General features: G+C 63.0%; 25 protein-coding genes. 13 read left to right on the plus strand and 12 right to left on the minus strand.

Annotation, left to right across the window (positions count from 1 at the left end; genetic code table 11):
- Positions 1-63 precede the first annotated feature (63 nt).
- The 4 genes from JQ592_RS31875 to JQ592_RS38795 all read left to right on the plus strand — a co-directional run bounded on the left by JQ592_RS31875 (position 64) and on the right by JQ592_RS38795 (position 5,119).
- Complete coding sequence (locus tag JQ592_RS31875) at positions 64-771, plus strand: BA14K family protein (protein ID WP_211406692.1); 708 nt, start codon at positions 64-66, stop codon at positions 769-771.
- Between the two features lie 248 nt (positions 772-1,019).
- Entirely contained in the window at positions 1,020-1,433 is a 414-nt protein-coding gene (locus JQ592_RS31880; protein WP_211406693.1) for a response regulator, read from the plus strand.
- Positions 1,430-3,685 carry a CHASE3 domain-containing protein gene (locus JQ592_RS31885; protein WP_211406694.1) on the plus strand — a complete coding sequence of 752 codons (2,256 nt, stop codon included), beginning with the start codon at positions 1,430-1,432 and terminating at the stop codon, positions 3,683-3,685. The genes JQ592_RS31880 and JQ592_RS31885 overlap by 4 nt, the downstream gene beginning before the upstream one ends.
- 126 nt (positions 3,686-3,811) lie before the next feature.
- Positions 3,812-5,119 carry a HEPN domain-containing protein gene (locus tag JQ592_RS38795; RefSeq protein WP_211406695.1) on the plus strand — a complete coding sequence of 436 codons (1,308 nt, stop codon included), beginning with the start codon at positions 3,812-3,814 and terminating at the stop codon, positions 5,117-5,119.
- A gap of 50 nt (positions 5,120-5,169) precedes the next feature.
- On the opposite strand, the gene JQ592_RS31895 is transcribed toward JQ592_RS38795, so the two are convergent.
- Complete coding sequence (locus tag JQ592_RS31895; RefSeq protein WP_211406696.1) at positions 5,170-6,066, minus strand: DMT family transporter; 897 nt, start codon at positions 6,064-6,066, stop codon at positions 5,170-5,172.
- Between the two features lie 766 nt (positions 6,067-6,832).
- Here JQ592_RS31895 and JQ592_RS31900 point away from each other — a divergent pair.
- The 3 genes from JQ592_RS31900 to JQ592_RS31910 all read left to right on the plus strand — a co-directional run bounded on the left by JQ592_RS31900 (position 6,833) and on the right by JQ592_RS31910 (position 11,450).
- Complete coding sequence (locus JQ592_RS31900; protein WP_211406697.1) at positions 6,833-10,603, plus strand: vitamin B12-dependent ribonucleotide reductase; 3,771 nt, start codon at positions 6,833-6,835, stop codon at positions 10,601-10,603.
- Between the two features lie 199 nt (positions 10,604-10,802).
- Positions 10,803-11,090 (plus strand): hypothetical protein, encoded by a 288-nt coding sequence (locus JQ592_RS31905; RefSeq protein WP_211406698.1) that lies wholly within the window; start codon positions 10,803-10,805, stop codon positions 11,088-11,090.
- Between the two features lie 45 nt (positions 11,091-11,135).
- The gene (locus tag JQ592_RS31910) at positions 11,136-11,450 is read left to right on the plus strand and encodes a hypothetical protein (RefSeq protein ID WP_211406699.1); all 315 of its coding nucleotides are present in this window, start codon (positions 11,136-11,138) and stop codon (positions 11,448-11,450) included.
- A 190-nt stretch (positions 11,451-11,640) separates the two neighbouring features.
- Here JQ592_RS31910 and JQ592_RS31915 read toward each other — a convergent pair whose 3' ends face one another.
- A complete protein-coding gene (locus tag JQ592_RS31915) occupies positions 11,641-11,922 on the minus strand; it encodes a hypothetical protein (RefSeq protein ID WP_211406700.1) in 282 nt (93 codons plus the stop codon).
- A 401-nt stretch (positions 11,923-12,323) separates the two neighbouring features.
- On the opposite strand from JQ592_RS31915, the gene JQ592_RS31920 reads away from it, so the two are divergent.
- The 3 genes from JQ592_RS31920 to JQ592_RS31930 all read left to right on the plus strand — a co-directional run bounded on the left by JQ592_RS31920 (position 12,324) and on the right by JQ592_RS31930 (position 14,483).
- Positions 12,324-12,764, plus strand: coding sequence for a hypothetical protein (locus tag JQ592_RS31920; RefSeq protein WP_211406701.1), 441 nt, complete (start codon positions 12,324-12,326; stop codon positions 12,762-12,764).
- A gap of 69 nt (positions 12,765-12,833) precedes the next feature.
- Complete coding sequence (locus tag JQ592_RS31925) at positions 12,834-13,628, plus strand: transglycosylase SLT domain-containing protein (protein ID WP_211406702.1); 795 nt, start codon at positions 12,834-12,836, stop codon at positions 13,626-13,628.
- Between the two features lie 81 nt (positions 13,629-13,709).
- On the plus strand, positions 13,710-14,483 hold the full coding sequence (locus tag JQ592_RS31930) for a phasin family protein (RefSeq protein ID WP_246820804.1): 774 nt from the start codon (positions 13,710-13,712) through the stop codon (positions 14,481-14,483).
- Positions 14,484-14,601: 118 nt separating this feature from the next.
- Here JQ592_RS31930 and JQ592_RS31935 read toward each other — a convergent pair whose 3' ends face one another.
- The 3 genes from JQ592_RS31935 to JQ592_RS31945 form a co-directional block, all read right to left on the minus strand.
- The gene (locus JQ592_RS31935; protein WP_211406703.1) at positions 14,602-14,913 is read right to left on the minus strand and encodes a hypothetical protein; all 312 of its coding nucleotides are present in this window, start codon (positions 14,911-14,913) and stop codon (positions 14,602-14,604) included.
- 163 nt (positions 14,914-15,076) lie between these two features.
- A complete protein-coding gene (locus JQ592_RS31940) occupies positions 15,077-15,373 on the minus strand; it encodes a cytosolic protein (protein WP_211406704.1) in 297 nt (98 codons plus the stop codon).
- A gap of 18 nt (positions 15,374-15,391) precedes the next feature.
- Entirely contained in the window at positions 15,392-15,604 is a 213-nt protein-coding gene (locus JQ592_RS31945) for a hypothetical protein (RefSeq protein WP_246820805.1), read from the minus strand.
- Positions 15,605-15,897: 293 nt separating this feature from the next.
- On the opposite strand from JQ592_RS31945, the gene JQ592_RS31950 reads away from it, so the two are divergent.
- On the plus strand, positions 15,898-16,911 hold the full coding sequence (locus tag JQ592_RS31950) for a hypothetical protein (RefSeq protein WP_211406765.1): 1,014 nt from the start codon (positions 15,898-15,900) through the stop codon (positions 16,909-16,911).
- 122 nt (positions 16,912-17,033) lie between these two features.
- Here JQ592_RS31950 and JQ592_RS31955 read toward each other — a convergent pair whose 3' ends face one another.
- From JQ592_RS31955 to JQ592_RS31975, 5 genes are all read right to left on the minus strand, one after another.
- Positions 17,034-17,540 (minus strand): hypothetical protein, encoded by a 507-nt coding sequence (locus tag JQ592_RS31955; protein WP_211406706.1) that lies wholly within the window; start codon positions 17,538-17,540, stop codon positions 17,034-17,036.
- Positions 17,541-17,857: 317 nt separating this feature from the next.
- On the minus strand, positions 17,858-18,136 hold the full coding sequence (locus JQ592_RS31960) for a hypothetical protein (RefSeq protein ID WP_211406707.1): 279 nt from the start codon (positions 18,134-18,136) through the stop codon (positions 17,858-17,860).
- Between the two features lie 490 nt (positions 18,137-18,626).
- Positions 18,627-19,469, minus strand: coding sequence for an FkbM family methyltransferase (locus tag JQ592_RS31965; RefSeq protein WP_211406708.1), 843 nt, complete (start codon positions 19,467-19,469; stop codon positions 18,627-18,629).
- Between the two features lie 103 nt (positions 19,470-19,572).
- A complete protein-coding gene (locus JQ592_RS31970; protein WP_211406709.1) occupies positions 19,573-20,220 on the minus strand; it encodes a cell envelope biogenesis protein TolA in 648 nt (215 codons plus the stop codon).
- A 352-nt stretch (positions 20,221-20,572) separates the two neighbouring features.
- A complete protein-coding gene (locus tag JQ592_RS31975; RefSeq protein ID WP_211406710.1) occupies positions 20,573-20,932 on the minus strand; it encodes a c-type cytochrome in 360 nt (119 codons plus the stop codon).
- A 174-nt stretch (positions 20,933-21,106) separates the two neighbouring features.
- Between JQ592_RS31975 and JQ592_RS31980 the strand changes: the two genes are divergently transcribed.
- Together JQ592_RS31980 and JQ592_RS31985 are read left to right on the plus strand one after the other, a co-directional pair.
- Entirely contained in the window at positions 21,107-21,280 is a 174-nt protein-coding gene (locus tag JQ592_RS31980; protein WP_018644642.1) for a hypothetical protein, read from the plus strand.
- A gap of 109 nt (positions 21,281-21,389) precedes the next feature.
- On the plus strand, positions 21,390-21,740 hold the full coding sequence (locus JQ592_RS31985; RefSeq protein WP_211406711.1) for a zinc ribbon domain-containing protein YjdM: 351 nt from the start codon (positions 21,390-21,392) through the stop codon (positions 21,738-21,740).
- A gap of 239 nt (positions 21,741-21,979) precedes the next feature.
- On the opposite strand, the gene JQ592_RS31990 is transcribed toward JQ592_RS31985, so the two are convergent.
- Positions 21,980-22,900, minus strand: a complete 921-nt coding sequence (locus JQ592_RS31990; RefSeq protein ID WP_211406712.1) for a DMT family transporter — start codon at positions 22,898-22,900, stop codon at positions 21,980-21,982.
- Between the two features lie 116 nt (positions 22,901-23,016).
- Positions 23,017-23,163, minus strand: a complete 147-nt coding sequence (locus JQ592_RS31995; protein WP_211406713.1) for a hypothetical protein — start codon at positions 23,161-23,163, stop codon at positions 23,017-23,019.
- Positions 23,164-23,166: the final 3 nt, after the last annotated feature.

The following is a 23,166-nucleotide window of genomic DNA, read 5'->3' on the forward strand; positions in this document are numbered from 1 at the left end:
AACCGGCGTGATCCTGGAACCACCGCCCCGTCGTTGGGTTTGCTTCCGGGAAAGGAGTTAATCATGAAAAGTCTGAAAGTCTTGAGCGCCGCGGCGGCAGTGGCGCTGGCTCTTCCGTTGGCGAGCCCGGGCTTCGCCCAGAATCGTCCTGCAGCGGGCGGCGGCGCCCATATCGGCGGCGGTGGCGGCGGCGCGCACTTCGGCGGAGGCGGCGCACGCATGGGCGGCGGCGGCGCGGCCTTCCACGGCGGCGGCGGCAATTTCGCGGCCGGCGGGGCCATGCGTCCGAGCGCCGGCAGTTTCGCGGCCGGCGCGGCGGCACGTCCGAGCGGCGGCAGTTTCGCGGCCGGCACGGCGGTACGTCCGAGCGGCGGCAGTTTCGTAGGTGGCATGGCGAGCCGTCCCACCACCACCGTCTCGCCGTCCTTCAGCGGGACGCGCAGCGTCGCAACCGCTGGCAACTGGCAAGGCGGGAGCAACTGGAGTGGTCGCCACTGGCACCGTCGTGGCGGTTTCTGGCCCGGCTTCGCGGCAGGTGCCGCGATCGGCGGCCTCGGCTCGTATGCCTATTACGGCGGCGGGTACTACGATGACCCCTACTACTATGGCGACAGCTACTATGGCGACAGCTACTATGATGAGCCATCAGTGGCGGTGGTGCCCGACAGCGGCGGCGACTCCGCAGCGTACTGCGCGCAGCGCTACAGATCGTATGATCCGGCCTCCGGCACGTATCTCGGCTATGACGGTCAGCGCCATCCCTGCCCGTAAACTGACCGAACCTTTGTGAAGCAAAAGGCGTCGCAGCGATGCGGCGCCTTTTTTCGCGAGTGTCATACCCGTCACCTGTTCCCGCCTGTATGGGGGCTTTGGTTTCGGCGTTGCGTACAAGTCGATGCAAACGGACCTCTATTCACCCCGCCGTGCATATCTACCCCGCCCCAATCCAAAATTGACCCGACCCACGATTCGCGGATATCACCATTGCCTGTGGGGACTTCGATCTACTGGGAAATGTCATGCCGCGTATCCTCGTGGTAGATGACGATCCGATGGTCGGCGCGACCATCGAGGTCCTCCTCCAACGTCAGGGCTTCGACGTCACGCTGGCCGACGGCGGCGAAACAGGTTTGGCTGCGCTGGAAACGCAGGCCTATGACGTGATGCTGGTCGACATCTTCATGCCGCACATGCGCGGCTTCGAATCCATCCGCATCTTTCACGAGCGCGCGCCGGCGGTCCCGCTGATCGCGATGTCCGGCTATGCCTTCGCCTCCTCCGCCTCGCCCTCTCCCGATTTCCTGCGCATGGCGCTGGAGCTCGGCGCAAGCCGCTGCCTGCGCAAGCCGTTCACGCCGGAAGCGCTGCTGACCAGCATCCGGGAATGCCTCGCCGGCGGGAGCGCACCGAAGGACAAGAAAGAAGCCCCTTGATTCCAACGCAGCGCGTCATTCTCGGTGCTGGACTTGCAATCCTCCTGATCATCACCGCAGCCTCGATCGCCCTCGACGTGAAATCGCGGTCCGAGGCCGCGTGGGTCAATCACACGGTCCAGGTGCAGAAGAAGATCTCCGATTTGCGCGTGCTGCTGCGCCGCGCCGAGAGCGCCGCGCGGGGCTACGAGCTCTATCGCAGCCCGGGTTTCAAGAACGAGTTCGAGGCGGTGCACGCCCAGATCGCGCCGGCGCTCGCCGATCTCAAGCGCGGCGTGCGCGACAATCCCGATCAGGTCGCGCTGCTGGAGGGCACCGAGCCGCTGGCGTTGCGCCGGGTCGAGATCGCCGCCGAGGCGATGCGCCTGCGCGCCATGAACGACCAGGCTGGCATTGCCGCGCTCAACAGCAAGGCCGAGGGCCGCGGCCTGATGGACACGGTGATGAGCAATCTCGACCATTTGAGCGCAGATGAGGAACGCCTGCTCGCCGCGCGCTCCCAGGATTCGCGCCGCACCGGCATCGTGCTGCTCGGCATCGACGTCGCCGGCGCGCTGGTAATTCTGATGCTGGTCGTGATGGTGATGCGCGAGAGCCAGCGCACCCAGTTCGCGCTCAAGAGCACGCTGCTGGAGACCACGGCTGCCAAGGAGCAGCTCGAGGCTGCGGTCGCCGAGCGCACCGAGCATCTGGTCACCGCGCATGACGAGCTGCGGCTGTCGGTCAACGTGCTCCAGAGCACCTTTCGCAGCATGGCGGAGGCGGTGCTGGTCATCGACGCCGAAGGCACCGTCCTTCTGTCCAATCCGGCCGCCGAGCGCATGCTGCTGCATCGCGCCGGCATGAATCTCGGCAATCTGCGGGCGCTGTCGGACGTCTTTCACGGCGACGGCGTCACGCCGATGAAGGCCGAGGAGCTGCCCTCGGCGCGCGTGCTGCGCGGCGAGGAATTCGAAGATCTGGAGATGATCGTCCGCCCGCACAGCGGCAATCAGGTGCGCCATCTCATGATCAGCGGCCGTCCGATGCTGGACGGGCAAGGCGAGGTCTCGGGCGCGGTGCTGGTCTATCACGACGCGACCACCTCGCGCGAGACCGAGCGGCAACTGCACCAGTCCCAGAAGCTGGATGCCATAGGCAAGCTGACTGGCGGCGTCGCGCACGACTTCAACAACATGCTGACCGTCATCTCCGGCAACACCGAGACGCTGGTCGCGAGCCTGAAGCAGCAGCCGGAGCTGCAGCGCGTGGCGCGCCTGATCGACGATGCCGCCGAGCGCTGCGCCGAGCTGATCCAGCATTTGCTCGCATTCGCGCGCAGGCAGCCGCTGCAGCCGCGCAACGTCGAGATCAACGCCGCGATTGCGGACATCGCCAAATTGCTGCGCCCGACGCTCGGCGAGCAGATCCAGATCGAGACCGTGCTGGAACAGGGGCCGATGACGGCCCATATCGATCCGTCCCGGCTCACCAATGCCGTGCTCAACATGGCGATCAACGCCCGCGACGCCATGCCGAACGGCGGCAAGCTGCTGCTGGAGACCCACCGCGTCGTGCTCGATGAAGCCTATGCGCAGGCCAATGCGGAGGTTCGGCCCGGCCCCTACGTGATGCTCGCGGTCAGCGACACCGGCACCGGCATGTCGACCGATACCCAGCAGATGGCATTCGAGCCGTTCTTCACCACCAAGGAAGTCGGCAAGGGATCGGGCCTCGGCCTCTCCATGGTCTATGGCTTCGTCAAGCAGTCCGGCGGCCACATCAAGATCTACAGCGAGGAAGGCCACGGCACCACGATCAAGCTCTATCTGCCGCCGGGCGAAGGCGCGCCGGAGGTCGCCGCGAACGTGGCGCCGCAGGCCGAAGGCGGCGCCGAGACCATTTTCGTGGTCGAGGACGATCCACTGGTGCGCAACTTCGTCACCGCGCAATTGCAGGGCCTCGGCTACAGGACGGTCGCCGCACCCGACAGCCGGGCGGCGCTGGAAATGATCGAGGCCGGCCAGGCCTTCGACCTCCTGTTCACCGACGTCGTCATCCCCGGCGGCATGAGCGGGCGCGAGCTCGCCGAGAAGGTGGCGGCGCTCCGCCCCGGGCTGAAGGTGCTCTACACCTCCGGCTACACCGACAACGCCATCGTCCACCACGGCAAGTTAGATGACGGCGTGCTGCTGCTGACCAAACCCTATCGCCGCAACCAGCTCGCCGAGATGATCCGTAAGGCGCTGGGCGGCGGCGGGATGGCGGGCTAGAGGATCAACAAGATCTAGGTTGAAACGGCCCAACAAGCTTTCACTATATATCCCACGCTATCGCTCCTTGAGGATGCCAACAGGCTTCCGAGGCGCCACTTGCTTTCTACGAGTTGGAGGGGACCCGTGAAGCGATCCAGTCGTGAAGCCATTCGCTCGTCTCTCAAGACACTTTTCGCTCAGCTTCAAGGAGGGCCAATACCCCAAGAAAGACAGTGGCTCCACCAACGCAGCGAGAATGGCGGCTGGCAAGGAGCGCTTGTTGAGCGGCCAAGCGTATTGGGACTACTCATAGCGCATGAGCCGCTCGTCGAGAAACTCTCAAATGAACTATCGACAGCTCTGACCGCTGACTATCCAGAGTTCATGACGAAGCTGATCGGATTGCCTGGCGTTGGTGGCGGAATACTGCAACCGCGCATGATCCTTGGGACGCTGGCGCAAGAGAGCCTGAAGAGATTCGGCGGATGGAGCCTCAATGAGGAAGAAATCGAGAGCTTGCTCGATGACACCGCTCACTTTTTTGACAGATCGACCGTACGCATTCGCCTGTTCGCCCCTGTGCTAAACCTACACGGGCCTACAGACCTACCGCCCGTCGCCTTTGGCGGCGGCGTTCTCTTGCGGCCCATCACCGACCAAGAAGCTACGCAATTCTACGGCGGCAATTCGATGTTCCATCCCGGTGCGCACTCGCTCTTCTTTCCGGATTTTGTGTTTGTACGCGAGATTGAAGTGCAAAAGGTCTTTTTCGACTCAACCATTCCCGCTCAAGAGCCGTTCTGGCGGAAAACACAAGAAATCCTCGACCGGGCGATACTCGCATTGTCCTCCTTCAAGCAAGGAGGCGCGTTGGGGTACGACGGCATCCGCATCACACTTGCTGAAGTGGCTTTTGGGGTCGGAGACCAGCATTTCTGGGGTGGCGATCACGTTCCCCCAAGCCACTACGAGCTTACAGCCGAAGAGGTGATCGAGCTTGAGGCTCATGCTCGGCTATTCGAAACGATTCATCCAACGCTCGAAATGGCTTGTCAGCGTCTCGTCGATTCTACTCGGCGTACGAAGCCACGCGACAGCATTGTTGACGCCGTCGTAGGGCTCGAAAGCATTGTGCTTGTTGAAGTCGCTGAAAAACAACGTGGCGAAACTCGCTTCCGTTTTTCCCTTAATTACGCATCACTCTTTCAAGCCCCCGAGCGGCGCAGTGCGTTTTATCGAGCGCGAGATCTGTATGATCTACGGAGCAAGATTGCTCACGGCGGCGAGCCGAAGACCAAAGAAAAGATTGAAGGAAAAGAGATCACCATGCACGAGATCGCCCTTCTCGCACGGTCGGTGTTGCGAGAGACCATCGCCAAGTTTTTGCCCAATGCTGCGAGACCTAACTTTTTGGTCGAGAACTATTGGCTGACAAAAGTGCTTGGCTTGTAAAACGGGGGGTACTTTGTCACACTTCCGTCGCCGGAACGCAGACAGACGTCCTAGCGCGTCGCCAGCACCACCGCCGCCAGCGTGAAGACCAGCCCCGCGATCTGCCCTGGCCCGAGCGGCTCGCCCAGCGCGATCGCGGAGGCGACGACGCCGATCACCGGCACGGCCATGGTGCCGATCGCGGCGACGGAGGCCGGCAGGCGCGACAGCGCGGCGAACCAGCTGACATAGGCGATGCAGAACTGCACCACGGTGGAATAGACCAGCAGCCACCAGCCGACCGGCGTCACCAGCGACAGATGCGTGGTCTCGACCAGGAGGCCGATGATCGAGATCGGCAGGCAGCCGATCCCGATCTGCCAGGCGGCGGCCGTGATCGGCGGCAGATGGATCGGGTACTTCTTCGAGAACACGGTACCGACGGCAAAGCCCAGCGCGCCGGCGAGCGCCATGATGATTCCCGGCAGCTTCTCCGCGCTGGCGGCAATGCCGTTGCCGCCCATGATCGAGGCGAGGCCGGCGAAGGCCATCACCAGCCCCAGCGTGCGCAGCACGGTCGGCCGCTCGCCGAGCGCCGGCCAGGCGATGATCGAGGCCCAGACCGGCATGGTGTAGGCGATCAGCGCCGCCTCGCTCGCCGGCAGCCAGAGCAGCGCCAGGCCCATCAGCACCATCCAGCCGGTGACGTTGAGCATGGCGGCGGTGAGGAGGCGCGGCCAGATCCCCGGCTCCACCTTCAGGCTCTGCCGGCGGATCACCGCCAGCGCCGCCAGCAGCACGGCCCCGAGCACGCCGGTGACCCCGCGAAGGGTGAGCGGCGGCAGCTCGGCGAGCAGGAATTTCGTCACCGGCCAGTTGAAGCCCCAGCCGATCGAGGTGATCGCAAGGAACATCAGGCCGGCCGGGGCGATGCGCGGCCGCAGCACCGGGCGAGTCGAATCAAGCATGTGGGTAGTCCGGCAAAATCGAGGTCAGCTTGGCCCGGATTCGCGCATCCCACTACCGCCTCGGCGGGCATGCCTGCCCTCACCCTCCGTAGGGCTACGTGAGTCCTGCTGACGCAATCCCGTTGCTCAAAAATATAGCTGCCCTGTGAACAGCGGGATGAAGGGTCCGCATCATCGCGGGATGCGAATTTTTTCGGTTGGGAATCCCTGAGGACTCACTGATACTTGGCACAACAACAGGCGCGGGCTTGCCCCCTGTTATCCCCCGCAATCCACCATATTTAGTATTTGATTCAGGAACTCGCACTAGTTCTTGACGGGCGCAACGGAGAGTCCTAGCTTTCGGTCCGTTCGGCGCGAGTGAGTTTGCGTCCCGCCGGCACTCCCCCAAAGGGTCTCGCAAATCTCAGCTCCGCCGACCAGCCAAAGGCAGCGGGAGAAGGGCTTGTCTGCCCGCGAATAGCGGACTTTTCGGGCGCCAGAACGGGCCGGCAAAAGGCTCGAATGGCATCGGTTGAAGAAGTGACGTTGTGGGGGCGTTGAACGCATGTCGCGCGCATCCCGTTGGGGCGGATGAGCGTGGACATGCCGGCGGGTGATCGATGCACGCATCGAGGAATCGCGTCGGGAAAAACAGGGCCGGATCCACCGGCTGAACTGCGGTGCCCAAGGCCGAAAGGCCGGAAGGAAACGCGAAGCGAAATGACGACCCGGCACGCCCTCAACGAGGGGCGGGACCGGTCAAAGAAAAGGACGGGGCAAGACCATGCGGATTGAGCGGCGCCACACCACTTCGGGACAGTCACCTTACGCGGGAATCGAATTCCGCCTGACCACGTCGGAGATTCGCAATCCCGACGGCTCGGTCGTGTTCAAGCTTGATAACGTCGAGGTGCCGACCGAGTGGTCGCAGGTCGCCTCCGACGTTCTCGCCCAGAAATACTTCCGGAAAGCCGGCGTCGCCGCGCGCCTGAAGAAGGTCGAGGAGGAATCCGTCCCCTCGTTCCTGTGGCGCTCCGTGCCCGACACTGAAGCTCTCGCCGCGCTGCCTGAGAAAGAGCGCTACGTCAGCGAGCTCTCGGCAAAACAGGTGTTCGACCGCCTCGCCGGCTGCTGGACCTATTGGGGCTGGAAGGGCGGCTACTTCACCTCGGACGACGATGCCCAGGCCTTCTACGACGAGCTCCGTTACATGCTCGCCATGCAGATGGTCGCGCCGAACTCGCCGCAATGGTTCAACACCGGCCTGCACTGGGCCTATGGCATCGACGGCCCCGGCCAGGGCCATTATTACGTCGACCCCTTCACCGGCAAGCTGACCAAGTCCAAGTCGGCCTACGAGCATCCGCAGCCGCACGCCTGCTTCATCCAGGGCGTCGGTGACGACCTCGTCAACGAGGGCGGCATCATGGACCTCTGGGTCCGCGAGGCCCGCCTGTTCAAATACGGCTCCGGTACCGGCTCGAACTTCTCGCGCCTGCGCGGTGAGGGTGAAAAACTCTCCGGCGGCGGCCGCTCGTCGGGCCTGATGAGCTTCCTCAAGATCGGCGACCGCGCCGCGGGTGCGATCAAGTCGGGCGGCACCACCCGCCGCGCGGCCAAGATGGTCGTCGTCGACGTCGATCATCCCGACATCGAGACCTATATCGACTGGAAGGTGAAGGAGGAGCAGAAGGTCGCCGCTCTCGTCACGGGATCGAAGATCAACCAGAAGCACCTCAAGGCGGTGCTGAAGGCCTGCGTGAACTGCGAAGGCTCGGGCGACGACTGTTTCGACCCCGAGAAGAACCCGGCGCTCCGCCGGGAGATCAAGCTGGCGCGCCGCAGCCTCGTGCCTGACAACTACATCAAGCGCGTCATCCAGTTCGCCAAGCAAGGCTACAAGGACATCCAGTTCGACACCTACGACACCGACTGGGATTCTGAGGCCTACCTCACCGTCTCCGGCCAGAACTCCAACAACTCGGTCTCGCTGAAGGACGATTTTCTGCGCGCCGTGGAAACGGATGGCGACTGGAACCTGAACGCCCGCACCTCCAAGAAGGTGACGAAGACACTGAAGGCGCGCGACCTCTGGGAGAAGATCGGCTACGCCGCCTGGGCGTCGGCCGACCCGGGCCTGCACTTCAACACCACGATGAACGACTGGCACACCTGCAAGGCGTCCGGCGACATCCGCGCGTCCAATCCGTGCTCGGAATACATGTTCCTGGACGACACGGCGTGCAACCTGGCGTCCGCGAACCTGCTGACGTTCTACAACACGACAACCAAGCAGTTCGACGTCGCCGGCTACGAGCACCTCTGCCAGCTCTGGACCATCGTGCTCGAAATCTCGGTGATGATGGCGCAGTTCCCGTCCCGCGCGATCGCCGAGCTCTCCTACGAGTTCCGCACGCTCGGCCTCGGCTACGCCAATATCGGCGGCCTCTTGATGACCATGGGCCTGTCTTATGACTCCAAGGAAGGCCGTGCGCTCTGCGGCGCGCTGACCGCCGTGATGACCGGCATCACCTACAAGACCTCGGCCGAGATCGCCGCCGAGCTCGGCACCTTCCCCGGCTACAAGAAGAACGCCGCGCACATGCTGCGCGTCATCCGCAACCACCGCCGTGCCGCCCATGGCGAGGCTTCCGGCTACGAGGCGCTCTCCGTCAACCCGGTGCCGCTCGACCACGCCTCCTGCCCGCAAGCCGACATCGTCACCCGCGCGATGGCGGCATGGGATGCGGCGCTCGAGCTCGGCGAGAAGCACGGCTATCGCAACGCCCAGACCACGGTGATCGCGCCGACCGGCACGATCGGTCTCGTCATGGACTGCGACACCACCGGCATCGAGCCCGACTTCGCGCTGGTGAAGTTCAAGAAGCTCGCCGGCGGCGGCTACTTCAAGATCATCAACCGTGCGGTACCGTCCGCGCTGCGCGCGCTCGGCTATCGCGAGAGCGAGATCGCGGAGATCGAAGCCTATGCCGTCGGCCACGGCTCGCTCTCCAACGCGCCCGGCATCAACGCTTCCACGCTGAAGGCAAAAGGCTTCACCGATGAAGCCATCGCCAAGGTCGAGAAGGCCCTGCCGACCGCCTTCGACATCAAGTTCGCCTTCAACAAGTGGACCTTTGGCGAGGATTTCATCCGCGACCAGCTCGGCATCGGTGCCGAGGCGATCGCAGCCCCCGGCTTCGACCTGCTCCAGGCCGTGGGCTTCACCAAGCGCGAGATCGAGGCGGCCAACGTCCACATCTGCGGCGCGATGACGGTGGAAGGTGCCCCGCACCTCAAGGCCGAGCACTATCCGGTGTTCGACTGCGCCAACCCCTGCGGCAAGATCGGCAAGCGTTACCTGTCGGTCGAGAGCCACATTCGCATGATGGCGGCTGCCCAGCCCTTCATCTCGGGTGCGATCTCCAAGACCATCAACATGCCGAACGACGCCACGGTGGAGGACTGCAAGTCCGCCTACATGCTGTCGTGGAAACTGGCATTGAAGGCCAACGCGCTCTATCGCGACGGCTCCAAGCTCTCTCAGCCGCTCAACTCGCAGCTCATCAGCGATGATGAGGACGAGGACGATGCGGTCGAGACGCTCTACGAGAAGCCGATGGCGGCGCGTGCCGCCCAGGTCTCGGAGAAGATCGTCGAGAAGCTGGTCGAGCGCATCATCGTGATGCGCGAGCGCGAGAAGATGCCGGATCGCCGCAAGGGCTACACCCAGAAGGCGGTCGTCGGCGGCCACAAGGTCTATCTCCGTACCGGCGAATATGACGACGGCCGTCTCGGCGAGATCTTCATCGACATGCACAAGGAAGGCGCGGCGCTCCGCTCCTTCATCAACAATTTTGCGATCGCGGTCTCCCTCGGTCTGCAGTATGGCGTGCCGCTGGACGAATATGTCGACGCCTTCACCTTCACCCGCTTCGAGCCGGCGGGTCCCGTGCAGGGCAACGACAGCATCAAGTACGCGACCTCGATCCTCGACTACGTCTTCCGCGAGCTGGCGGTGAGCTACATGTCGCGCTTCGACCTCGCCCACGTCGATCCCAACGAGACGGGCTTTGACGCGCTCGGCAAGGGCGTCGAGGAAGGCAAGGAGCCGGACGAGGACGGCGGCCACCACGCGACCAGGCTGGTCTCGCGCGGCCTCACCCGCTCGCGGACGGACAACCTCGTCGTGATGCGCGGCGGCTCGACCGCGGTCGCCCAAGGCAACGACAGCGCCCCCGCCGGCGGCAACAAGGTCACCGCCCTCGCCGCGCACGGTGCGTCAGCCCGCGCCGGCGACGCCATCGAAGGCGCCGTCGCCCTGAAGCAGGAAGCCAGCCACGACCTCTCTCCCACGGAGAAGCTCGAGCAGCTGCAGTGGAGCAAAGCCGGCACCGCGCAGACGATCGTCCCCACCAAGGCCGAGCGCCGCGCCGAAGCCAAGGCCAAGGGCTACGAAGGCGAGATGTGCTCGGAGTGCGGCAACTTCACGCTGGTGCGGAATGGGACGTGCATGAAGTGCGATACGTGCGGGTCGACGACGGGGTGTTCGTGAGGGGGTAGAGCGCGGGCATTATTAGACCCGGATCACCCGGGCATACGCAAAGGGCGGCCGAGAGGCCGCCCTTTCTTGTTGCATGCGCTTCGGTCGATAACGATTACAATGACAATGACAGAGCCGGACACGTCGGCCACGCTTGAATCCTGGTCCACTCGCTCCCAAATTTGAGCCTCAGGCCAACGGAGACCATTTCATGAAGCGCGCACAAGACTTGCTTGAAGGACTTGTTCGTCAAGTTCGGCCGCCACGAGGATGCGCAATCGCGCTAACGGAACGCAAACCGAAGAATGACAGCGACCCCAACTGGCTGGCCGGCGCCGGCATCATGCCGGAAGATGCAACCAACCGATATTCCCAGGCAGTATTTGAACTAGGCAAGTTACACCCGCGAATTGAGTGGGCAGGAGTCACGGAATTCGACGGCGAATATCGACGCATTGCTCGCTGGCATTCCGAGGTTGAGCAACCGACCTCCCGTTGAGGGCCAGCAGCTCATAGGATGGGGACAACGAGATAGGAGCATCGCATGCCCCGAAGCAGTCGCCCGAAGCCCGACGACCTTATGCAAGTTTGCTTCGGCATCGACACACGCACGTTCGAGATCGTCCGCATTTGGGAAAAAAGGGACGGTTCGTATTCAATCGGCGGACACACCTACGGCAATCAGCACAGACACCCCGTAGAGACTGAAGTTGAGTTAATACACGCCTACATTTCTGAACTTATTTGTGTACCCTTTCACTCGTTCAACACCGCTATTACCGAGGACATCCAAGCCGACTTAAAGGCAAAGGCCGAGAAGATGAAGGCGGCGGGAGGCGCGATTACGGGGAACGCTTAGACCCTACGATACTCGAGCGAATCCGGCACGATGCGTCAATCGAAGCGATACCCATCGAACGCTCAGACCGACACGATGGGTCCCGATTAAGCCACTGTCATCACAATCTCGCTCGTGCTTGCTGCCCCGCATCCACGAAAAAGGGCGGCCAAAAGGCCGCCCTGACTTCGTGCTTATCCGCGATCAATTGCTAGGCGGCATCGAGGCCGGACCACGTACGGCCGGCAGATTCAGTAACGAAAACTGCATAAGACGTCTTGACCTGCGCCGCAGCAGTTTTGGCCTTCGCCAACACCTCACCGCGGGTTGCCGATCCGTCAAAGTTATATTCTGCCGGCGGCAGCTGATAACGTTTGCCATCGTCAGAGGTAACGACGCGCGAAAAGCCTTGCGTCGCCATCTTCTTATGCAAGAGTTCGTAGTCGCTCCAATCAGCATCATGAAGCTCTACACGCGTAGTAAAACTAGCCAAAAAGGCCTCCATATCGGGGCAGGGTTGCCTTCTGAGACCTTTCCGGATATCTCAAGCTTGCGAAGAGTGAGATCCGTTGTCGTGGTGGGCAATCTGCCCCTGCGATTAAGGGTCACAACGACGAAAGGGCACCAGCAGTTTTTGCTGGTGCCCTTTTTTCGTATTGAAGCGAGCGAGAGTCAACGCACAACGATCGCCGATGGCGATCGTACACACAAACCGATCTATCGCAACGTCTAGCGTTTCTGTAACGCCTCGAAAATGTTAGTGACGGAATGTCAAATGACATTCCGTCACTAACATTTTTTCTATGATTCGCATAGGCTCCCTAAGCCATTGAAAATAAGAAGTTGTGAAAAGAGCGATCTCGCAATCAGCGTTACAAAATAGATGTCTGAAACATGACCGACTTCCGCGACCAAAATGCCGCAGCCGAACTTGAGAGGCGAATCCGCGAAGAAATCGCGGAGCGACAGGTCAAGATTCGCGAGCTGCAAAACGAGATTCGCTCGTTCGAACAAATGCTGCTCAAAGCGCGCCGGCAGAACGAATTGGTGAAGCGCGTCGATGTCACAAGAAGGAACAGCATTGGGCGCGTACTAGTCGAGAGTTCAGTGCTGCAAACTCTTGCGCAGACCGGAAGACCACGAGGCACGCGATCTCTGTACCAGGATGCCTGTTTAGTCGTCGGTACACTGAAGGAAGGTACATTTCGAACCACCCTTCATCGCATGAAGAACCGAGGACTTATCGTCTCTGTGGGCAACGGCAAATGGCAGATCACGCCATCAGGCATAAACCTCGTAACTCCGGGACTTTCGTCTCAATCGCGTAGCCCATAGCCAGCGCATCGCTCGCAGCCGGGTGGGTGGAGCGGAAGCGATACCCATCCCACCCGCCCCCCAAGACCAATGCCGCGAAAACGCAGTCACCTCCACCCTCGCCTTCGAAACATTCGGCGAGGGGCTCGGTGGATGCGAAAGACCTTCGCACGAGCGCCGCGTATAATTCGGATCGCCGCCAGCGTGACGATCCTGCTTGCCGCCCTCGCCCTCCTGAACACCGCCTACCACGTCATCAGCAAACCAACCGAACTCTTCGTCCTCGTCGGCAACTCCCTCGACAAGGACCCTGCCGAGACCTGGCGTCACTACGGCCCCCTCTTCCGCACCTACTCCACCGCAACCATCACGCCCGAATTGCTGGCCGCGCTGGCGCAGGTCGAAAGCTCTGGCAATCCGGTGGCGCGCACCTATTGGCGCTGGCGGTGGAGTTACAATCCGCTGGCGATCTACCGGCCCGCTTCCAGCGCGGTCGGGCTCTTCCAGATGACCGATCCGGCCTACCGTGAAGCCGCACGGTTCTGTGTCCGCGGCAACGCGGTCACGGAGAGCGGCTGCGGGTCTGCCTTCCTCTACATCCGCGCGATCCCGAGCCATGCCATCGAGTTGACGTCGGTGTATCTGGACCGCCAGGTGGCCATGGTTCTCGGCCTCGCGGGCGATGTGAAGGCGAGCCGCGAGCAGAAGCAGGATCTGGCCGCCTTCATCCATCTCTGCGGCGCAGGTCCCGCCACAGCCTTCGCGCGCCGCAAGTTTCAGATGATCGCAGGCGAACGCTGCGGCGATCACCTCGTCGCGGGCTATGTCGGGAAGGTCAACGCAATGAAGCGGCAGTTTCTGCGGCTTGCGGCGGGGGATCCGTAAATCCGTAGGGTGGGTTAGTTAGCTGGCGGTCGCGCGAAGCGCGGTCCGCTGGCGTAACCCACCACCTCTCCGCGCGCCGAGATGAAAGAGGTGGGTTACGCCAAGGGACTGCGCTTCGCGCAGCCCGGCGCTAACCCACCGCACGGCCCTGCCCATGCCCGGCAAAATCTCACCACATGGCCGCCACGCCAGCGACAAGCCACAAGCGCGATTTCAGCGCAAACGCGACGGAGGCTCGCGGGCTTCAGCGATATTCAGGAGCCATTTGCAATGTTGAGTAGGATAGAAAACAAGCCAATGAAAAAATCCGGCCGGCGCGGCGGGAAGAAGAAGGCCGGGCAACGGACCGGGACCGGCGAGCAACACGCAACTGCAGCGCATCCATTACCGGATGCCTCGGTGGAGATCAGCCAAGCGAAACGGCAAGAAAAACCGCAAGAGAACAGGCAAGAGACCGAGCAAGAGGTAGAGACGAGCCGACCGATCGGTGCGCAGGTGCCTTCGGCTGCAGCCTTGCCGTCCGGGAAGGAGATCGCTGCCAGCGCGCCCGTCGCACCGGTGGAACCCTCCCTGGCCGGCACGCAGGCGATTGCCGATGCCTATAGCGGCTACATCAAGACGTCGCTTGAGCACGCCTGGACCTTCCTCGAAAAGCTCGCGACGGCGCGCTCACCCGTCGAGGCCCTTGAGCTGCAGATGGAGTACGCGAAACAGGTGTGCGACTCCTTTGTCGCCGAATCCCAGAAGATCGCCGAGTTGCATGAACAAATGACCAGACAACGGGTCATGCATCTCGAGGGGTTCGTGGCCAAGCTCACCCAGACGACGCTCGAAATCCGCGCGACACGTCACTAACGACCGGAAGCCCTGCCCACCATTTGACGTGATGGGTTTCTCGAGGGGCTCAACCCATCCTGCGTGCGACCGGCCGTTGTGTCCCGTCAGTGCCTGGACTTAAGGGACCGCGTGGAGTTCAGTACCCTGACTTAGAGCCGGCGGTCGGCCTCGTGCTCGAGCCGGTGGTTGGCTTCATGCTCGCGCCGGTGGTCTGGCCTGGAGCGACGTTCGACGCGCCGGGGCTCGTGGTCTTCGAGGCCTTCGCGGACTTCGCGTGATGCTTCTTCTTATGCCCAGGAGCATAGCTGGAAGCGCCCGGCTCGCCCGTCTTGGAACCCATTTGCTGCATCTCCTGACCCGGCGTCTTGCTCGATACACCCTGAGCAAGCACGGCTGGTGCTGCAGCCATGACAACGGCAGCAGAGAGCGCGATGATCCTTGCTTTCATGTAGTCCTCCTCTGACAAGCCCCTCAAGGAAACGGAATGAACCCGCGCCCGTTCCTCCATGGGAACGTTCATGGTGAGACCAGCGCTACTCGACGGCCCTTTCGCCACAGCAACGCCATGAACGGGTTTTTCGAAACAGAGTCGGGCCGCAAGGCAAAACCGATCACGACTGTTCGATCAGGATCGGTGAACCGAGCTCTTCGAACCGAAAGAGCTGAAACACCCGCTGGCCATTGAAGTCGAGCACTCTCAAATCATCGGTCTCGTGCAGGTTGCTTTCAACCGCGTGAAAGTGCCCGCCATAGCGCTCCCTGGCGAGCGACAAGGGAACCTCGAACGCGACGAACTTGCCGATACCTTTTTGCCTGAGCACCCCAAGAAGCTTGAGGTCGTTCAGGGACTGATGCGAGGTGAGAACAAGCAGCGGACCGCTCGCCGTAAGCAGCAAAAGCGATTTCATCGGATCCTCCTTTGCACCCTACCTGATCTTCGCCAGGCACTCCTTCAGGCGCTCCAGCTCCGTGCGAACCTGTGCCTCCATGGCGTCTTGCAATGCGAGGATGCCCCTGCTGGACAATTCTGCAGAGGCCTTTCTGTCCAGATTCTGCTTCCAGTCCCGGATGCCTTGCTTGGTGGCCCGTTGGGCCTCCGCCGTCGTCTTGGCGTATTCCTTCATGCAGGCGTCGGCCATTGCGCATGTCTGGCACTCCTGGGCGGCGGCCGGACCTGAAAGAAGCAGGGCGAGTATCGCGGTAGGGACCCTCATTGCGGTTCCTCCCACGATAGCATAGCACGTCGCAGGGACGGGGAAGCAGCCCCCGGCTGTTTCAGCGCCGGAAGATTCAAGGTGATCGCGCAACAGCGCCGTGTCGCGCATCGTGTGCCGAGCCCGCCATAATTTTTCCTTGGCACACGCGTTGTGTCGGACAGCGGCGAGACCTATCCTTCCAGCGATCGGACTGCCTCCCATTGACGCCCGACCGGATGGAGAGCGCATCGGTGCCTGAAACGAACGACCCCAAACCTGATACCGCCAAACCTGATACCGCCAAGCCTGAAGCCGCAAAGCCTGAAACCACAAAGCCGGACGAGGCGCGCGCCGACGGCAGGCTCGCGCGGGCCTATGGTCAGATCAAGAGCGCTGAGGAAGACCTTGCGCGGCTGGACCGGCTGGTTTCCGGAATGGAACGCGACAGCGAAGGGCCGCGGGCCTCGCACGCAAGCCTTGGTGCGACGGCAGCCGGCACTTCCGGAAACAAGGCGCCGACGCCGAGTGCCAAGGTTTCGAACGGCAGGCTTCGCGATCAAGGCTTGAAGGGAGATCGGACCATGATGCGCGCGTTGGTCGGCCTCGTGCTGGCAATCGGCCTGCTCGGCGCCGCCTTCGCGTCGCAATATCGCGATGAGGCCAAATCGATCAGCAAGTCCATCATGGCGCGATGGGCACCGCCGGCCGCAAGCAGCCCCCCGCAGGCGTCCGCAGCGGAAAGCCCGGCGCAGCCGCCGGCCGTGCTGCTGGCTGCTGCGGATGAGCCGAGCCCGGTGCCCGCGCCGCCGGTCGCCAAGGACCCGGAAAGCGCCCCGAAGCCTGGCGCCACGGCGCCTGAGGCGTCATCGTCCGAGCTCGCGCAATCGCTCAAGGCCATCACGAGCGAGCTTGCGAGCATCAACGGCAAGCTCGAGCAGCTGAAAAGCCGCAACGAGCAGACCCAGCGTGAACAGGCCGACACCATTCAACAGCTCAAGACGGCGCAGGAGAAGGATGCGGCGGACAATGCGCGCCTCGCCGCGCAGGTCCAGGCGCTGCAAACCCAACTGACCGCGTCATCCGCGTCTGCAGCCGCAAAGCCCGTCGTGCGCAGCGTGATGAACAACGATGCGGCTGCGCCTGCTCGGCCGCACGTCCCGGCGGCCGCACCCCGGCGGCCCAGGCCGCCGGCGCGAGGACCCTGGATGCCTCCGCCCTACGGCCCTTATTACGGCGATCCGGATTGGTGAGCCCGCAAGGCGCGGAGACAGTGCCGTAGGATGGGTAGAGCCCTTGCGAAACCCATCATGCCGAGACGGCTGTTGATGGGTTTCGCTGCGCTCTACCCATCCTACGAACGACTACGCCCGCCTCATGGTACTTCGCTCATCGTCACCTTGGCGGCGATCCCCGGCAGCTCGGAGTCTTGCGGTGCAAGCTCCTCATCGGGAGACGGGCCTACCGAGACTTCCGCCATTCTGCGCTTGACGTGTTCGCATGTCTTGCGGACGTCCTCGGTGAACAGCGCGCATTCTTCGATGCGCTTGAAGATCTTCCGTCCCTCTTCACGATACCCCGCCGCCGTTTCCCGCATGAAGGCGATCGCATCATGGACCTGGGCTGTCAGCGCCTCGCATTTTTGCGCGGCGTCGATCAACTCGGTGCCCATGGCCTCGATCTCTTTTGCCGCGGACTCATAGTCGCGAATGACCGCCTCTGCACTGAGCGCGCCGACGCGCGTGACGCCCGCGGTGTGCTCGACGTAATCAGGCAAAGCAATGGAAGTGAGAGAGCTTCCCGGGCGCACCGACGCAATGTCCGCCTCGAGCTGAACCAGGTTCACGCCTTCCCGTCTGCGCAATTGTTCAACACTTGCCATGATTGGTCCTCCCAATACGCACCCAGAACCCCAAACACATTTGGTTTATTACGGGGGTAAGTGGCATTCTACCGCGATGAATCCTTGACAGCCCCAGCTTTGCCATTTTTTCCCGATCGCTGACGCCGCACGCAGCGATGAGGGATTCATCATCGCGCAACCTCTCCTGGTCGCGGCTTGCAGCGGAGGACGGGGATTAGCAAAGGAGCGTAGCCCGGATGAGCGAAGCGACATCCGGGGAATGCTTCGGCACACCGTCCCGGATATCGCTTCGCTCATCCGGGCTACAAGCCTCCATCAATGCGCGCGTCCGGCCTTCACCACCAGTACGGCCAGCGCCACGCCTCATAGCGAACATATGACGGCACCAGCGGCGGGCCGTAGGGATCGACGCGGTCGTCTTCCGGGCGATAGCGATAGCGGGGAACGACATTGTAATCCCACGGCGTCGGTCTCAGCACGGGCGCCGTGACGACGAGCCTCTCCTGCGGTGCACGAACGACGACGGCTTTCCGCGTCCGGGCTTCAGCTGATGTCCCGAGGCTGCACAGCACCAGGGCCGTTCCGAGCGCACAGGCGAGCGTCATTTTTGTCATGCGTTGGTCTCCTTGCCACCAGAGTGCAAAAGGACTCAAAGCAAGGCAAGCGAATTCGCTCCCCCTCGCAGGAGGGCTATCGCATATGAAGAAGAGTGGCAGATAGCTCGCCCACAGCGCATCCTTCGAGACGCCCGCCGATGGCGGGCCCTCAGGATGAGGGCGGAGTGCGCGGCAGCAATTTCAACGGACCAATGCCGCTTAGCCTCATCCTGAGGAGACCGCTGGAAGCGGTCGTCTCGAAGGACGAGGCGCTTGCTCTGGCCGTCACCAAGAAGCCATCTGCGATCGCCCTTCCCCCTCGCAGCGGCCGGCGACATCCGGTCAGGAGCGTAGCCCGGATGAGCGCAGCGACATCCGGGGAATGCTTCGGCGCACCGTCCCGGATATCGCTTCGCTCATCCGGGCTACGAATTGTTCCTATTCGCCGCTGGAATTTGCATGCCGCATCAGAAGTAGCCCACCAGGGTGGCCTGTCCGCCTTGCCGGCCTAGGCACTCGCCGTCGCGAGGCGCTTTTCGGGACTCTGGCCGGCGCCTTGCGGCGGGTTGATGTCCTTCAAGCTCGCATCGCTTTGATGGATGGCGAGAATGTTGATGCCGAGCGGCATCAACTGATAGCCGTTGTCCGACAACCACTGCGCGAGCTGGAGCTTGTCCGTCTTGATCGCCTCGATCAGCAGGATCGGGCGATAGGTCCTGATCGTCTCCTGGGCGCCCGCGAGGGCCTCCATCTCCATGCCTTCGATATCGATCTTGATGAAATCGACCCGCGGCAGATTGAGCTCGTCCAGCATCATCTTCCGGATAACGACGGTGTTCTGTGCATAGTCGATCGGTTGACCGATGAATTCGTTGCTTGGGCGCGGCCGCAGTTCCAGGCTACCGAAGCTGGACGGCGTGAAATAGTTCGGAGTCGGAATTTGCATCGTGCCGGATTCGCACGACACGGCAGCATGCACCGCGAACGCGTTGAAGCAGTTGTTGATGGCGATGTTGCCCGCCAGCGCATAGTAGATCCGTTCCTGGGCTTCGACCGCGATCACTGATCCCCAGCCTGTCATCGCCGAGGCCCATTCGATCGTGTGCACGCCGATATTCGCACCGCAGTCGATGGCGATCACGCCGTCACCGTGGTGCCGCCGTCGCAATGCCAGCAGTTCGAGCGCGATCTTGACCTCGTTTGGATCGAAAGCGGCCGTTTCGAGGATCTGAAACCCCACGCCGTAGCCCCGGTCGGGAGCGGTCATGCGATAGTCGAAACGATTGACGATCATCGTCCCGTGGTTGGACGCGGCCAAGACAAAGGCCAGCTTTTGCCCCGCGATCGGCATTGCAGAATCTCCCTGCGCTCGGAGTGGAGGCCACTATCGCAATGCCCGCTTATGCGAGGCTTGTCCCGTCCTGCCACTCCTCACGACAGTCGAGCCGCGCGCCCTAGTCCCGCGCCCGGCGCAGAGCCTGCTCCAGCTTCTTGCGCTGCTTGTCCCAGCGGGTCTCTTCGGCCTCGGCCCGCTCGTCGAGCACAGCCCGCTCCGCCTCGATCTCCGCTGCCCTCGCCTGGTGCTCCCGCCTCGCCTTGTCCAGCGCCGCCTCGGCCGCGGCGACCGCCTTCTCCCGGCGCGCGCGCTCCTTAACGCGCGCCTTGGCGCGGGCGGCCTCCTCCTTGCGGCGCTCGGCCTCGCGCCGCCGCTCCTCCTTCTCGAATGCCGCGGCGGCCTTGCGGGCGTGTTGATCCCTGATCTTTCGGGACGGATTGTGCGCCGTGTTGGCGGCACGCTTGCTCGGCTTCGGCTTGCGTTTGGGCTTGTTCTCGGCGTCGGCGAGATCGGTTGGCAGCTCGGCGCTCTCGGTGAACGGACCGTCCGATCCGACCGGACGCCTGAGCACGACGCCTGGCTTGGCCATGGTCGCGGCGACGATGTCGGGATCGTCGGTCTGTCTCGCAACGCCCTGGTGGAACAGATTGGAGCTGGCACCCCAGGCCTCGAGCGCCGCCTTCATCGAGGGGGCCGCGACGGCCTGGTCGTAGAAGCCGAGCGAGGTCTGATAGGTCTTCAGTTTTCTCTTGAGCTGTTTTGGCATGTCGCCCCGCGACGCATCAGCTCCCGGCCGTCGCGCCAGTGCCACAATGCCATCATGCCCCTGTTTTGCCCGACGGGTCAAATGCCTTTCGGTATCGCCGAAGTCGGACAAGGGCAGGCTCGAAACGTCTCGTCCTTCGCCCTTCCTCCCATGGGACGGCTTTGCCCGACGGGTCACAAGATTTTCGGTATCGCAGAACTCTGAAATCCCTGATGTTTTCTACTGTGCATGGGGTTGTTTTCGACGTTTTGTTGGTAGCCCGGATGAGCGAAGCGACATCCGGGGAATGTCTCGCCAACAAAGGTCCCGGATTTCGCTTGCGCCGGCTCTGGGCTGCGCCTGCTCTGCGCTCTCAATCGCCTCTCAGGCTCAGAATGTAGGCTGCCAGCGCGTCGGCCTGCTCCGGCGAGATCACCAGGTTCGGCATGTTCTGGTGGCTGGTCCGCCAGAACACCTTGAGGGACAACACCGTGGTGCCGTGGCGGTCGGCGATCGCCTGGAAGCTCGGCGCGTTGTCGAAGAATCCGGCCCCGTGCGGCTCGACGGCGTGGCAGGGCTGGCACCAGGCCTGCGCCAGACGATGGCCTTCGGAGACCGCGCGCGGACCGGACCTCGGAGCTCCCGCGGCGGTGTGGACGACGCCGAAGAGAAACAGCATCGACAACGCGATCAGGATGACGACGCCGATGGAGATTCGAACGGTGTGCGACATGGCCATTCCCTCGCCCTTGCTTCGTCGATGGATCAAGCGTAGGTCGGCGCGCGCAGGCGAAATTGATTTGTCTCAAGCGAGCGGCATCAGACGCATCGGACAAGAAGAAGCGACGTGTCCGCTGCCGCGCGGCGAATCACGGCATCGGCAACGCAATCCGCGGGAAGGATCACCATGAACGGCAATCGCTATTACGGCGTCCGCGTCGAGGGCGCGAAATACGGCGTGGGCTTCGGCTCGGCGCTCGCCATCGCGATCTCCTACACCAACAACCATTCGATCCTGTGGGCGATCATCCACGGCATCCTGGGCTGGCTCTACGTGATCTTCGTGGCGCTGTTCCGGTGATATCGCACCGGCAGGCGGTGACCGGCCCGGGCCATCCCTAGCTTTCCCTTGCTTTTCCGGTTCCCGCCCCTACGGTCGCGCCGCGAACGAAGCCTTGAACGAGACAGATATGACCGACACGATGAAATGCCCCGCGTGCAGCTCCGAGCACGCCTATCAGGACCGCGACCTCTGGGTCTGCCCGGAATGCGGCCACGAGTGGAGCGGTGCGGCGGATGCGGCTGCGGACACGGCGCCGGATGCAAGTGTGCGCGATGCCAACGGCAATGTGCTCGCCGACGGCGACAGTGTCATCGTGATCAAGGATCTCAAGATCAAGGGCTCGTCCTCGGTCGTGAAGGGCGGCACCAAGGTTCGCAACATCCGCCTCCAGGACGCCAGCGACGGCCACAACATCGCCTGCAAGATTGACGGCATCGGCGCGATGAACCTGAAGTCGGAGTTCGTGAGGAAGGCCTGACAAGGGGCCAGCGGGCCCGCGCGGTAACGCTAACGCCAGTTCCTTTCCTGGAACACACGATTCCTCTTATCCAATCGGGAAAAATGTGTAATCTGCCTCCTGCCGGGCAGGCCTTTGTAGCGCGTAGGTATTTTTTCAACCCGGGGCTGGCATTTCGACGACGCGTTTGATTGCATCACAGCTTTGAGACTTGAATGGCCGCCCCTTGGGGCGGCCTTCCCGTTTTCGGGGGCGCGGCCCTAGCGCTGCCTCTGCGCCAGATAGAACCCGCACAGCACCGTCACCAGGCCTGCCGTCTGCAACAGCGTCGGCGGCTCGCCGAGCAGGAGCCAGCCGGTCAGCAGCGTCAGCGCCGGCACGCAGGCCGGGAACACCGCGGCGCGAGCGACGCCGAGGCGCTGCACCGAGACCGCGAACAGATACAGCGCAGCAGGCCCTGCGAGCACGCCCTGCGCCAGCGCCTGGATCGCGTTCTCCCACACGCCGATCGCCGCGACGTGAGCGAGGCCAACGATGGCGATGTAGAGCGGCAGCAGCAGCAGTGACAGCACGTTGATGACGAGCGCGGCCGACACGGCGGAGACGCGCCAGTGCCGCAGCGCTGCGCCGAAGCCGGCGAACATCAATCCGGTCAGCACGAAGATCAGATCGCCCTGCACGCCCTCGGTGCCGATATGGCCGATCGATTCCGCGCCGATGACGCCGAGCCCGGCGACGATGATGATGGCGCCGGCGAGCCGCGAGGCGGATATCCGCTCTTTCAGGAGCAAGGCTGCGAGAAGCAGGCCGCCGAGCGTGGCACAGGAGGGCTGGATCACGCTGCCATGGCCGAGCGGCACGAACAGGAAGCCGGTGTAGGAGATCAGCGACATCACGGGGCCGCCGAGCACCATCAGCGCAAGGCCCCTGCCCCAACCGATGCCGCAGAGATCGGAGATGCCGGCGCGTGCTACCAGCGGCAGGAACGCAATGCCCGACCAGACATAGCGATGCACCAGCAGATCGACCGGCGTGAAGCCGACCTTGAGTCCGTGCCGCGTGCCGGCAAAGCCCAGCGCCCAGAACAGCGCAGCCGACAGGCCGCAGACCACGCCGAGAAGCGCCGGCGCCGCATCGTTCTTCTGAGTGAGAGCGTCAGCGCCGCTCGTCCGCTGATCCATGGATGAAGCGATATGTCGGCAGCGGCCGTGGCTCAACCCACATGGGCGCAGGGCTGTCACGCAGCGTCGTGACGCAGGTGCGTCGCCCGAATTGTGCGACGCTCAAACTGCGCCCATCAGAACAACCCGGGGCTGAGATCGAGGCCGTAGGTCAGGCTCAGCACGAACACGAACAGCGCGGCGGCCGCGAACAGCGCAAGCTGCCTGAGAATGAATTCACGCGTCGACGTCGTGGCAACAACGGCTTTTTGCGCAACGGGCATGAA

The sequence above is a fragment of the Bradyrhizobium iriomotense genome (assembly GCF_018129405.1).
Classification (GTDB): domain Bacteria; phylum Pseudomonadota; class Alphaproteobacteria; order Rhizobiales; family Xanthobacteraceae; genus Bradyrhizobium; species Bradyrhizobium iriomotense_B.

Excerpts from the sequence above, each read along its gene's own strand:
- JQ592_RS31875 (WP_211406692.1), top strand. The coding sequence starts at position 64 with ATGAAAAGTCTGAAAGTCTTGAGCGCCGCGGCGGCAGTGGCGCTGGCT.
- JQ592_RS31880 (WP_211406693.1), top strand. The coding sequence starts at position 1,020 with ATGCCGCGTATCCTCGTGGTAGATGACGATCCGATGGTCGGCGCGACC.
- JQ592_RS31895 (WP_211406696.1), bottom strand. The coding sequence starts at position 6,066 with ATGCTTGATTCGACTCGCCCGGTGCTGCGGCCGCGCATCGCCCCGGCC.
- JQ592_RS31900 (WP_211406697.1), top strand. The coding sequence starts at position 6,833 with ATGCGGATTGAGCGGCGCCACACCACTTCGGGACAGTCACCTTACGCG.
- JQ592_RS31905 (WP_211406698.1), top strand. The coding sequence starts at position 10,803 with ATGAAGCGCGCACAAGACTTGCTTGAAGGACTTGTTCGTCAAGTTCGG.
- JQ592_RS31910 (WP_211406699.1), top strand. The coding sequence starts at position 11,136 with ATGCCCCGAAGCAGTCGCCCGAAGCCCGACGACCTTATGCAAGTTTGC.
- JQ592_RS31920 (WP_211406701.1), top strand. The coding sequence starts at position 12,324 with ATGACCGACTTCCGCGACCAAAATGCCGCAGCCGAACTTGAGAGGCGA.
- JQ592_RS31925 (WP_211406702.1), top strand. The coding sequence starts at position 12,834 with ATGCCGCGAAAACGCAGTCACCTCCACCCTCGCCTTCGAAACATTCGG.
- JQ592_RS31930 (WP_246820804.1), top strand. The coding sequence starts at position 13,710 with ATGAAAGAGGTGGGTTACGCCAAGGGACTGCGCTTCGCGCAGCCCGGC.
- JQ592_RS31935 (WP_211406703.1), bottom strand. The coding sequence starts at position 14,913 with ATGAAAGCAAGGATCATCGCGCTCTCTGCTGCCGTTGTCATGGCTGCA.
- JQ592_RS31940 (WP_211406704.1), bottom strand. The coding sequence starts at position 15,373 with ATGAAATCGCTTTTGCTGCTTACGGCGAGCGGTCCGCTGCTTGTTCTC.
- JQ592_RS31945 (WP_246820805.1), bottom strand. The coding sequence starts at position 15,604 with ATGGCCGACGCCTGCATGAAGGAATACGCCAAGACGACGGCGGAGGCC.
- JQ592_RS31950 (WP_211406765.1), top strand. The coding sequence starts at position 15,898 with ATGGAGAGCGCATCGGTGCCTGAAACGAACGACCCCAAACCTGATACC.
- JQ592_RS31955 (WP_211406706.1), bottom strand. The coding sequence starts at position 17,540 with ATGGCAAGTGTTGAACAATTGCGCAGACGGGAAGGCGTGAACCTGGTT.
- JQ592_RS31960 (WP_211406707.1), bottom strand. The coding sequence starts at position 18,136 with ATGACAAAAATGACGCTCGCCTGTGCGCTCGGAACGGCCCTGGTGCTG.
- JQ592_RS31965 (WP_211406708.1), bottom strand. The coding sequence starts at position 19,469 with ATGCCGATCGCGGGGCAAAAGCTGGCCTTTGTCTTGGCCGCGTCCAAC.
- JQ592_RS31970 (WP_211406709.1), bottom strand. The coding sequence starts at position 20,220 with ATGCCAAAACAGCTCAAGAGAAAACTGAAGACCTATCAGACCTCGCTC.
- JQ592_RS31975 (WP_211406710.1), bottom strand. The coding sequence starts at position 20,932 with ATGTCGCACACCGTTCGAATCTCCATCGGCGTCGTCATCCTGATCGCG.
- JQ592_RS31980 (WP_018644642.1), top strand. The coding sequence starts at position 21,107 with ATGAACGGCAATCGCTATTACGGCGTCCGCGTCGAGGGCGCGAAATAC.
- JQ592_RS31985 (WP_211406711.1), top strand. The coding sequence starts at position 21,390 with ATGACCGACACGATGAAATGCCCCGCGTGCAGCTCCGAGCACGCCTAT.
- JQ592_RS31990 (WP_211406712.1), bottom strand. The coding sequence starts at position 22,900 with ATGGATCAGCGGACGAGCGGCGCTGACGCTCTCACTCAGAAGAACGAT.
- JQ592_RS31995 (WP_211406713.1), bottom strand. The coding sequence starts at position 23,163 with ATGCCCGTTGCGCAAAAAGCCGTTGTTGCCACGACGTCGACGCGTGAA.